General features: G+C 44.5%; 10 protein-coding genes. 9 read left to right on the top strand and 1 reads right to left on the bottom strand.

All coding sequences use genetic code 11. The annotated features are described in order from the left end of the window. Window positions 1-37 precede the first annotated feature (37 nt). The 9 genes from KKE17_15255 (at window position 38) to KKE17_15295 (ending at window position 10,278) form a co-directional block, all read left to right on the top strand. Window positions 38-1,249, top strand: coding sequence for a hypothetical protein (locus tag KKE17_15255; protein ID MBU1711357.1), 1,212 nt, complete (start codon window positions 38-40; stop codon window positions 1,247-1,249). Between the two features lies 1 nt (window position 1,250). Further along, on the top strand, window positions 1,251-1,814 hold the full coding sequence (locus KKE17_15260; GenBank protein MBU1711358.1) for a hypothetical protein: 564 nt from the start codon (window positions 1,251-1,253) through the stop codon (window positions 1,812-1,814). 18 nt (window positions 1,815-1,832) lie between these two features. Continuing rightward, window positions 1,833-2,501 (top strand): hypothetical protein, encoded by a 669-nt coding sequence (locus KKE17_15265; GenBank protein MBU1711359.1) that lies wholly within the window; start codon window positions 1,833-1,835, stop codon window positions 2,499-2,501. Window positions 2,502-2,506: 5 nt separating this feature from the next. After that, entirely contained in the window at window positions 2,507-2,953 is a 447-nt protein-coding gene (locus KKE17_15270; protein ID MBU1711360.1) for a hypothetical protein, read from the top strand. Window positions 2,954-3,108: 155 nt separating this feature from the next. After that, the gene (locus tag KKE17_15275; GenBank protein ID MBU1711361.1) at window positions 3,109-4,434 is read left to right on the top strand and encodes a hypothetical protein; all 1,326 of its coding nucleotides are present in this window, start codon (window positions 3,109-3,111) and stop codon (window positions 4,432-4,434) included. Continuing rightward, the gene (locus KKE17_15280; GenBank protein ID MBU1711362.1) at window positions 4,421-5,371 is read left to right on the top strand and encodes an AAA family ATPase; all 951 of its coding nucleotides are present in this window, start codon (window positions 4,421-4,423) and stop codon (window positions 5,369-5,371) included. The genes KKE17_15275 and KKE17_15280 overlap by 14 nt, the downstream gene beginning before the upstream one ends. Window positions 5,372-5,467: 96 nt before the next feature. Beyond that, complete coding sequence (gene tadA, locus KKE17_15285) at window positions 5,468-7,108, top strand: Flp pilus assembly complex ATPase component TadA (GenBank protein ID MBU1711363.1); 1,641 nt, start codon at window positions 5,468-5,470, stop codon at window positions 7,106-7,108. Between the two features lie 6 nt (window positions 7,109-7,114). After that, entirely contained in the window at window positions 7,115-8,338 is a 1,224-nt protein-coding gene (locus KKE17_15290; GenBank protein MBU1711364.1) for a type II secretion system F family protein, read from the top strand. 2 nt (window positions 8,339-8,340) lie between these two features. Further along, window positions 8,341-10,278 carry a tetratricopeptide repeat protein gene (locus KKE17_15295; protein ID MBU1711365.1) on the top strand — a complete coding sequence of 646 codons (1,938 nt, stop codon included), beginning with the start codon at window positions 8,341-8,343 and terminating at the stop codon, window positions 10,276-10,278. 37 nt (window positions 10,279-10,315) lie between these two features. Here the strand turns inward: KKE17_15295 and KKE17_15300 are convergent, their stop codons facing one another. Continuing rightward, entirely contained in the window at window positions 10,316-10,687 is a 372-nt protein-coding gene (locus KKE17_15300) for a prepilin-type N-terminal cleavage/methylation domain-containing protein (protein MBU1711366.1), read from the bottom strand. Window positions 10,688-10,903: the final 216 nt, after the last annotated feature.

The raw sequence follows: 10,903 nt of genomic DNA on the forward strand, positions 1-10,903 counted from the left end.
CCTTTGATTATTGTAAGAAGCCAAAAAAGAAGATGAAATGAGATTCAGCCTCAGAAAAAAAAGACATCTCGCCCTTGTCGGGGATAGCTCGACTTCAATTCTTGCAGAGATTTTGAAGTCTGCCGGCGGCGTCCCTGGTGTGAAAATTCTATCCAGGGCGGAAGGATCTCTCAAGGACAAACAAACACTGAGCAAACTCCTGGAAAATATCACGGATATTAAAGGGGAATTATCCATTGCCTTACCGTTGCATTTCTTTGAAATAAGCTCCATATACCTGCCTTCAATGCCGGAGGGGGCGATTGACAAGACCCTTCCCTATCACCTTTCTAAAACACTTGATAAACCCCTTTCAGATTATATCTTTGACTGGCAGATTAATTTTCGAGTCAAGGATCGAATGCATCTTAATGTATATCTCCTGCCGGTTTCGCTCTTCAATCATTTACGCGAAACATTTAATAATTTTCAAGTCAGCATAACCTATATCGAGGCCGACATTTTTTCCGCCTTCGCCTTTCTAGACAAGCATGAGTTATTCAACAAAAACGAAACAACGCTCTGTGCGCTACTCTGGTCCCATAATATCACAATCGGCGTACTTGAAAAAAATCTGCTGACACTCACCAGAACAGTCGTTTCCAAGCGACCGGACACACCATACATAAGCATTAATGACACACTCATTAAAGAAAATGATACCGCCGGCATTTCAAAAAAAGTTGTCTACACCGATGAAGGGGAAAAAATCATCGGTGATAATGAAATTGAAGTAAAGAATGAAGGCGTCCTGTCCCAGAACGCTATAGATGATCTCCTTGATAGTTTTAATTTGTTTGGTGATGCAGCCGAGACACAGGACAAAACCGGCTCATCCTTAAACCAGGAAAATCCTCTTGCACTTGAAGAGACCGAAACGGAAATTATCTCCAATATAGACTTTACAGTCCAACCTGTTTTATCAGAAGAGCAACAAACCAGGTACGCATGGGATAATTATCTTCAGACTATCAGCCTTGAAATCATGCGCACGCGGGATTATTACGGGACGGTCCAGAAAGGAGATGCCATCAAACATATCGTTGTCGGTGGGGCCGGCGATTGCTGGAATGACTTACAGGAAACGATCATGGAATCCCTTGGCGCCGATATCTTGCAGTTTCCGGAAACAAATCTTGCAAGTGCCGATGTTTCAACCAATCTTTTAAACGCCATCTGCTCAGGTGCCGGCACCCGGTGGTATGCATAATATGCTGGATAGAATTAATTTAGTCCCTCAGATCCCGCTGCACGAAAAGATTAGAAAAAGCGCCCCGCTGGTTCTGGTTTGCGTTGCCAGCGCCCTCGTCCTTTTCTTTTATGTGGAAAAACTGCACCTTGAAAAAAAGATCATGACGATTGATAAAGAACTCACCAAATTAGAAAGCGAAATAAACAAGGCCCAGCAGATGCAGGCAATGTCACAAAAACTCGTCAGTGATATCAAGATACTGAACAATGAAGAAAAACAGCTCCGCCTCCTTGTCGAAAGGATCTCCGAACCAAAGCGTAAAAAAAAATTATACACACAAGTCCTGGGAGGAATCATCAGATCCCTCCCGGCTTCAATCAAATGCAACACAATTCTGCTCCATGGCACAACCGGACAAATATCAGGGGCATCAGCTGAATACAAAGATCTGCCGGGTCTGATCACCAGCCTCAATGCACAGCCTTATTTTCGTAATGCAATTTTAAAGGATATCGGCAAAAATCCCCAGAGCAACACAGAGCGATTTACTTTTAATGTCTTTTTTGAATTAAGTGATCATTAGAATTTTTTATTGATAACAATGAAACTAATTTCCGTCATAAAAGCAGCTCCTTACCAGATAAAAAAATTAATTTATCTGGTAAGAAATGATGCCAGATTCCGCGTGGAACTCAGACAGATTACTCTGGGTATCATTGTCTGCTTTACTCTTTTTTATGGCGGCACATCGTTACTTCTCGACCCGCTGAAAATTAAAGTCGAGCAAAAAATTGCCCAGAAAAACGAGACAATACAGCGGGCGCCAGCCGCACTTGATTCCGGATTCTCTTCTCAATTTTTAATGTTAAGTAAAAGCAAAAAGACCCTTGAAGAGAAAATCAACATTTTGAAACTTCAAAAAGATTACATCAGGGAAAACTGGGAAAAAATCGGTGATACAAGAAGATTCTCCGATATTATTTTCACCCTGCTCCCCTCTGCACCCGTCCATCTCGAAGGGAAGCTCAACCAGATGGAACTCTCCAATCCGGTCAGTGAGGCAGGCTTTGAATTCCAGCCGGTAATCCTCACGGGGTCCGGAGACTTCCGGGATATATATACGTATCTGCAGTATATTGAACAACAGCCTGAAATCGGCGATATAAACAATATTAATCTGGAAAGTATGCCGGTTTCAGATAAATATGACCAGGCCAAGGTCAGTTTTTCAATTACAGTAAGCAGAATCACCCTCAAGGAAATCATCTGAACAGTATGCGCCGGTTATTTTCCAAAATATTGATTGTACTGTCTGCAATCCTAATTGCTGCGCCCATAGCTTACGGCGGAGAAACTTTCCAGGTACTTACCCTGCGCGATGACCGGCTTCCCTCTCTGGCGCAACTCGCGCAGAAAGCTGAAGAACTCCGAGACCCTTTTAACTGGGTTCCCATGCAGATCGACCGCTTCAAAGTTCAGGAGAAAGTCGGCATGGAAGATACCACATTCAAGGGACTCGATCTTACCGGGATCATCTGGGATAAACAAACTCCCATGGCGATTATCAACAACCTCACCGTCAAGGAAGGAGACAGCATCGGTAATGTTTATGTGTTAACAATTAACAAAAATGAAGTTACACTTGTCAGCGGCAGACAGCAGCACACCCTTGAATTCCAGGAAAAAATTGAAGTATTTATGCTGGATCCAATTAACAAATAAATACTTGTGATACCCATGGCCCATGTTAATAATTACAATACACCATACGTTAAGGGCAGGGTTTATGCCCATGAGGTTTTTCAATGCAATGTAGAACGAATTTTATTTGCATAGGTTCCAGCTGGTTTTACAGATATCTTGTACAGGCTGTATTTTTGAATATTTTCCTGTCTGTCCTGATTGCTTCAACCGTATCCGCCTCCCCCCTGGACCAACTCAAAGACCGGCCGGCGTCAATTCGCGGCGAAAATCTCAAGGTCTCTTCCCTGTTGCGGGCTATTGGCCGGCAGGCTGAAATAAACTTTTTTGTAGCTGATAATATCGATGGAACAATCACCATTGACATGGACAATTTGACCATGCATGACATTTTTCATGTCATCATCACGGCAAAACAACTCCATTACACTGTAAAAGACAACGTTGTCTACATTGAGAAACTGGCCGATTTCGAGAAAACCGAAAAAGATGTCGTCAACGAGACGCTGTGCACAAATTTCGGCAATGCGGCGGAATATATTCCGCAACTGAAACCATTATCAGGAAAAAACGGCTCAATCACTTCATCAAACCGGGGCAACTGCATTCTCGTCAAGGACCGAGAGGACAATATCCGAAAAATAGAAGCGGTTCTAAAGGAACTCGACACGCCTCTGCCGCAGGTGCACATTGAAGCAAAAATAGTTTCCAGTACCCAGGAAGCACGACGCAGACTGGGAATTAAATGGGGCTACGATAATCTCAGCACCAGAAATCCTCTTTCGGCGGGTGTCGATCTTTCCGTTACCCCGAGTTCATCGGATATTGCCATCGGTTTTATCCGCGACAATCTCAATCTCAACATTGATTTACTGGCCCTGCAGGAAAAAGATATGCTGCAGATCCTCTCGGCGCCAAGCATTCTGGTAATTGACGGCAAGGAAGCGGAAATCAAGCAGGGCAAAGAGGTTCCTTACGTCGTCCAGTCAGGTGACCTGTTAACTACTTCGTTCCGGGAAGCGAATTTAAGCCTAAAAGTTACTCCAAAGATTATCAAAGACAGCTATATTGTCCTTGATGTCAATGTCACCAATGACAGTGTCGACCAGTCAAGCGCCGGTGGCGAGCCACTCATCAACAAACAGGAAATTACCACCAACCTTTTCCTTGAAGACAAGGTTACGGTGGTTATAGGTGGAATCCTGCTCCAGACAACCGACAACCAGGACGGCAGTGTTCCCGGACTTTCAAGAATTCCTCTTCTTGGAAATCTCTTTAAAAATTCTGAGAAAAATCATGATAAATCCGAACTCCTGGTTTTTATTACTCCAACAATTGTCAACATGCAGGCCGGCTTACCTAAGAAAATAAAGGCGGAAACATACAAGGAAGAGTTAAAGCCCCATGATTCTCTTATTCCCGATAAATCAAATGAAGAATCTGCTTCGAAGGTAAACGACGACGGGGAGACTGCACAAGAAGAGACAAATGCAAGCGATTGAAGCAACAACTCAGATGAAACATCTCGCTTTTTTCGATTTCACTGAAGATCCCTTTCGGTTGACACCGGACAGGGATTTCTTTTTTCCATCCTCAAATCATACGTCATTGAGTGAAGTGATCCGCTTTGGTCTTCATCAGGGAGAAGGTTTCATCATAATACTCGGTGAAGTCGGCACCGGCAAAACCATGCTCCTGCGGTTCCTCATGTCCGAAATGACTGATCAGTTTGAAACCGCTTTTCTTATCTCTCCCCATCTGACTCCCAAACAGCTTCTTCTGGCAATACTTGCCGACATTGGTGTAGAAAAAAAAATAAATAATAAACATAGCCTGGACTACCTTCTCACAGTCCTGAACGACTATTTGTACGAGTTATCCAGATCTGAAAAACGGCTACTCGTGGTTATTGACGAAGCGCAGAACCTGCCGGAGCAGAGTCTTGAACAGTTACGACTGCTTTCCAACTTTGAATCCGATAAGCAGAAATGGCTCCAAATTCTTCTCGTTGGACAACCGGAACTCCGCGAAAAAATAGAAAAACCCAGCCTCAGGCAACTTCTGCAACGAGTTACGGTGATGGAAACCTTAAATCCTTTATCCAAAACCGAGATGTTTCAATATATCAACTTCCGCTTGAATAAGGCCGGTCGTGGCGACCTGGTTTTAGACAATAAAACAACCCGGTCACTCTGGCGTTTTACTCACGGAGTGCCGCGTCTGATCAATAAACTGATGAATCGCAGCCTTCTGGTTGCCTATGCCTGTCAGAGTCAGGGGTTCAATCCGAAAATCATTAAAGAAGCAGCTGAATCCCTCAATATGAACCGTTTCGACAAAACCTTCTGGCTTCGCAGACTTCCCTGGATACTCACTGCAACACTTCTTGTTGCGATAATTATCTGGGTTCTGTCATCAAAACAATTTTCAGGTTTCTGAAATACTCTGCAAAGAGCCATGAGAGGCATTAACATCTTCAAACTTTATTTTTTTGAATACGGCTTTGAATCTTTTTGAAGGAGATCTAAACTCGATATGGCAGCTCCTGTAGAAAAAAAACGATTTGGTGATATGCTCGTAGATGGTGGTCTGATTTCTGCAACCCAGCTCAAGCAATCATTGGAATACGGCAGGGAAAAAAATCTTAAGCTTGGCCAGGCTCTGATGGAGCTCGGTTTTGTAAATGATATTGCCATCGCCGAAACACTGGCAAAACAACTTAAAATTCCCTTTGTTGACCTTGAAAAGATTGTTGTTGATCCGGAAATCGTCAAACTGATTCCGGAACTGGTTGCCCGAAAATACAAGGTAATCGCCCTCGGGAAAAGGCCTGGAGAGATTCTCGTCGCCTTTGCCGACCCGCTTAATATTTTTGCAAGCGATGAAGTAAGTAAATTTATCCAGGGACGGCTGATTACCTGTGTCGGAGTTGAATCCCGTATTCTAACCGCCATTGACCGGCTCTATTCTGATAAAGAAGAAGGCTCTGCCGTTGATCAAGATGCGGGCGATGACTCCGAAGCGGTCAAGGCGGTAAACGATATTCTTCTTCAAGCAGTGCGGGAAGAGGCGAGTGATATCCATATTGAGCCTTCTGATGACAAAATGCGGGTGCGTTTTCGGGTCGACGGCATTCTCAGAAAAGCCCGGGAATATCCTTTCTCAATGCATCCGAGCATCATATCGAGAATAAAAATACTTTCGAATCAGGATATCGGTGAACGCCGGAAACCTCAGGACGGCCGCTTTGAAATTCCGGTTTCAGGCAAAACCTTCGATGTCCGTGTATCCACCCTGCCTTTAAACCCGTACGAAAAAATCGTCATGCGCCTCCTGGACAAATCCAAGATCAAAATCGCCATGAAAGACCTGGGCTTTGAACCGGTGCAACAGGAAATCTTTGAAAGACATCTTCATCATCCCCACGAAATCATGCTGGTGACCGGGCCAACCGGCAGCGGCAAAACAACCACACTTTATGCGGCACTCCACTATGTGAACAGTGTTGAAAAAAACATTGTTACTGTGGAAGATCCGGTGGAATATGAACTTGAAGGGGTTAACCAGGTCCAGGTAAACCCCAAGGCCGATCTTACATTTAACACATCACTGCGGTCTATATTGCGCCAGGACCCGGACATCGTCATGATCGGTGAGATCCGTGATGTAGAAACTGCAGAAATCGCCATCCAGGCGGCTCTAACAGGGCATCTGGTTCTTTCAACCCTGCATACCAATGATGCCTGCGGCTCAATTACCAGATTGATTGATATGCGCATTCCGCCCTTTCTCATCGCCTCCTCCCTTGGAATGGTCCTTGCCCAGCGCCTGGTACGAAAACTTTGTCCGGATTGCCGTGAATCTTTCATAGCTCCGGTGGCGGTCCAGGAAGAACTTGGCATTGATATACAGGAAAACAGAGTCTTCTATCGTCCCAAAGGCTGCAACAAGTGTGAACAAAACGGCTACCGCGGCAGGCTTGGCATTTACGAGACTCTGCCGATTTCAAAAGACCTTGAAGCCCTGATAATGACTAAGGCTTCAAGCCACGAACTGTATCGTCAGGCCATCAAAGAAGGCTTTGAATCTCTTCGGGAGACAGGACTTGCCAAGGTATTAAACGGCACGACATCACTGGACGAAATTCTCCGCGTCACAATGGACTCCAAGGACTAATTCGAAATGCCCCTGTTCCAATATGAAGCGATAAACTCCTTGGGCAATGCTGTCAACGGCACCCATACTGCCGAATTAGCCATGGAGGTTGAGCAATGGCTCCACAAACAGGGTTTAAGCCCGGTTGATATCCATATTATTGCCGGAAGTGACGCCGCCCAGCAAAGCAAACCCACTTTGCGGGAACGCCTGCAGGGAATCACCATTGAGGATCGAATCCTTTTCTGCCGGCAGATTTCAACAATGCTCAGCGCCGGGGTTACGGTTTTACAGGCCTTGAAAATCATGGGTAAGCAGATTACCAATCCACAACTTGCGCAAATTATTCTAGATGTTTCAGCGAATGTCGAGGGAGGCGAAAGTTTAAGTAATTCTTTCTCAAGATTTCCCAAAGCATTTAACCAGTTGTTTCAAAACGTCATCAAAATTGGTGAAGAATCAGGCAATCTTGATAATTCTTTTAGCTATTTAGCCGTTCTATACGAAAACGAAAAAGACATCCGGGAACGCATAAAATCCGCGACGCGGTATCCCAAGATAGTAGTATCTGCATTATTCGGCGCCGTCTTCTTTCTGATGACTTTTGTTGTTCCCAAATTTATCCTGCTCTTTGCCAAATCCAAGGTTGCCCTGCCTCTTCCCACCAAAATTCTTATTTCCATCAGCAGCCTGTTTGCCAACCATTATCTTTTAATCATCGGCAGCATCATACTTATGGGTGTTTCATACCGCATCGCCTTGAATTATGAGGGATTCATCATCGCCCGGGATACCCTGATACTCAAAACGCCTGTCTTCAGCAACCTCTATATAAAGATATACATGTCCCGATTCTGCAGAGTTTTTGCCGTTCTGACCAAGAGCGGTATTGATATAATAAAAACCCTGAAACTGGCATCAACAGCACTGGAAAACATCATTCTTTTTCGAATGATTGAAGATGTTACGGATAATGTTGAAAAAGGGATGAATATGCATGAAGCAATGAATAAACATCCTCTGCTGCCGGCCATGGTGGTCCAGATGGTTGCAGTGGGCGAGGAATCCGGCCAGCTTGATACAATGATGGACAAGGTCGCTGATTATTATGAAATCGAGACCGACTATACGATCAAAAACCTTTCCACACTGATCGAACCCTTACTCCTTCTTTTCATGGGGGTCATGGTGGGATTCATCGCACTCGCCATTTTCATGCCCATGTGGAACATGATGAATGTCATGCGTTGATAATGAAATTCACGTTTACAAATTCGCTCATCCAGCGATACATCCACTTTGTTGTACTCTCCTTTTTAATCATCATTATTTACTACCCATCCCTGAACGTACGATTCATCTTTGATGATTATATAAATATCGTTTTTAACTCTGCAGTCCATCCGGAAAAACTTTCTGAAATATTTTCTGCCTTGCATTCCGAAATCAGCGGCAACCGGCCGTTGGCAATGCTCAGTTTTGCCGCAAATTTTCTTATTGATGATCTCAACGTTATCGGCTACCGGGTCGTCAATATCCTCATTCATATCGCCAACACCCTTTTGCTCTACAGCCTTTTAGCATTATTACTGTCACTCAAAACCAGCCACAGCCCACAACAGGATGCCCACGGTTCAATGAACCATAGGGATCTTGCCTTCTGGTCCGCAGCCCTCTGGGCCGTTAATCCGGTACAGACCCAGGCCGTCACCTATATTGTCCAGAGGATGACTTCCCTGGCAACTCTTTTTTACCTGGCAGCACTGTATTGTTTCCTCCTGTATAAAAGCGGCGCGGTTTCACGTTTTCGAGCTGTTGCGCTGATCCTGCTGTGTTTTATCCTGGGCATGGCGAGCAAAGAAATTGCCATCACCATGCCTTTTGCCATCCTGCTGCTTGGCTTTGTTTTTTATAAGTATCAATTTTCAGGCAGGCATTTACTGATACTTTTCCTGGCCGTAAGCGTTACGGCAACGGTCTCTTTTTTTCTGATGGGATGGCAGTTTCCAGACTGGTCACTGCAATATCCCAACAGGAACTTTTCGCCCTGGGAAAGAGTAATGACCGAATGGCGGGTAGTCTGGCATTATCTGGGGTTATTCTTTTTCCCGCTCCCTGCACACCTCCATCTCACCTATGATGTGCCGATTTCCAAGGGATTATTCCAGCCGTTGACCACAATAACCGGGCTTATCGCCATGCTCGTAACCTGGATAATTGCATTCAGAGTCCGACACCGTTTCCCTTATTTTTCGTTTGCAATCCTGTTCTTTTTTCTGACCCTGGCCGTGGAGTCAACCTTCCTGAGTCTCGAAATTGCTTTTATCCATAGAATCTATCTGTCTTCTGTTTTCCTGATATGCGGCATCATCATGGTTCTGCCGCCTGCAGCAATTCGCAGACTCTCTGTCGTTTTTCTATTCGTCCTTGCAGTATGGTCTTACTGGACTATTGAAAGAAATATCGAATGGGCAAGTGCTGATATTCTCTGGGCCGCTGATGTCAATCGTGGCGCAACCCAGGAACGGGCGCTGAATAATCAGGCGGCCCACTTAATGGACCAGGGAAATTTTGATAAAGCAATTGCACTTCTGGAAGAAGGGCTGAAAACCGCGCCGCCCAAGGAAGCAAAAAATATCCTCTATAATCTCGGCTGCTCTTACTACTTCAAGGGAATGCATGCGGAATCGCTCACCGCCTTCAAAACCATGGTTGATAAATTCGGCCCGCACACCGACACCTATTACTGGGTTGGACTCAATTATATCGATCAGGGGAGGATTACGGCGGCAGAAGAGCTTGCAGAGATCATCCTCACCAGAATGCCCGATGAATCTCAGCATTATATCGGTTTGATGATCATGTCCCTGCTGGCGAAAGAGGAAAAAAAATATGAAAAAGCTGAAGAATATCTGAAAGACGCCTTACGCACTACCCCCCGGAAAGATATTTTCCCCTGGGTCATGATCAATAAAGAGCTTGCCAATCTCTATATTGCGACGGGAAGACCGGAACAAGCCTATGACATTTATCTTAAAATTGTTACGTATTATCCGGCAAAATATGACGCATGGGAAAGAATATATTATATGCTTGAGGCAGGAGGGGATGAAGAGAAAAGCGAAGTCATCCGCCGCTTTCTGGTATCCGAGGGGGTGGAAATAAAAAAAAGCGCCAACTCATTAAAATAAGTGAGTTGGCGCTTAAAGAACTTTTAAACGATATCAATTAAAAACCGGATTTTGCAAGTTTTGCTTTATTGCCTGGGCCTTCACCTGTGGTAATTCCAATATGATATGTGGAAGTGGAGTCAGATATTGTAGCACCTGAAGGGGCCCATCCTTTCGGTGTGCCGTCCATGGCTGCAATAAGCAAAGCACCAGTTGTAATTGGTGTAGCCATAGAAGGACTGACCAGTCTGGTAGCAAAGTTAATTGCGGCTGCCCCCTCGGCTGCGGCATAAACTCCATTAGCAGCGGCGACTTTCGCCTCGGTTGAAAGATCCTGATACTTGGGCACGGCAACAACCGCAAGCACGCCAAGAATAACAATTACCATAATCAACTCGATGAGGGTGAAACCTTTTTGGCTATTCAGCATTTTAACTCCTCCAGATTCTATTATCTTTCAAACAAGTTACCCTTGTTACATTTTCATAACAAAATAAAATATAAAGAAGATAAATACAAGAAGTAAATAGGAAAAAAATTCTCTGAAATTAGAAGCTTAATCAAAAAAAACGCTGTCATCATAAAACCAATAAAAGACACATCTACAGTCTAACAAACATAAGCACTCAATCTAAGCCGTTCTTCC

The organism is Pseudomonadota bacterium, from assembly GCA_018823135.1.
In the GTDB taxonomy this organism is placed as follows: Bacteria; Desulfobacterota; Desulfobulbia; order Desulfobulbales; family CALZHT01; genus JAHJJF01.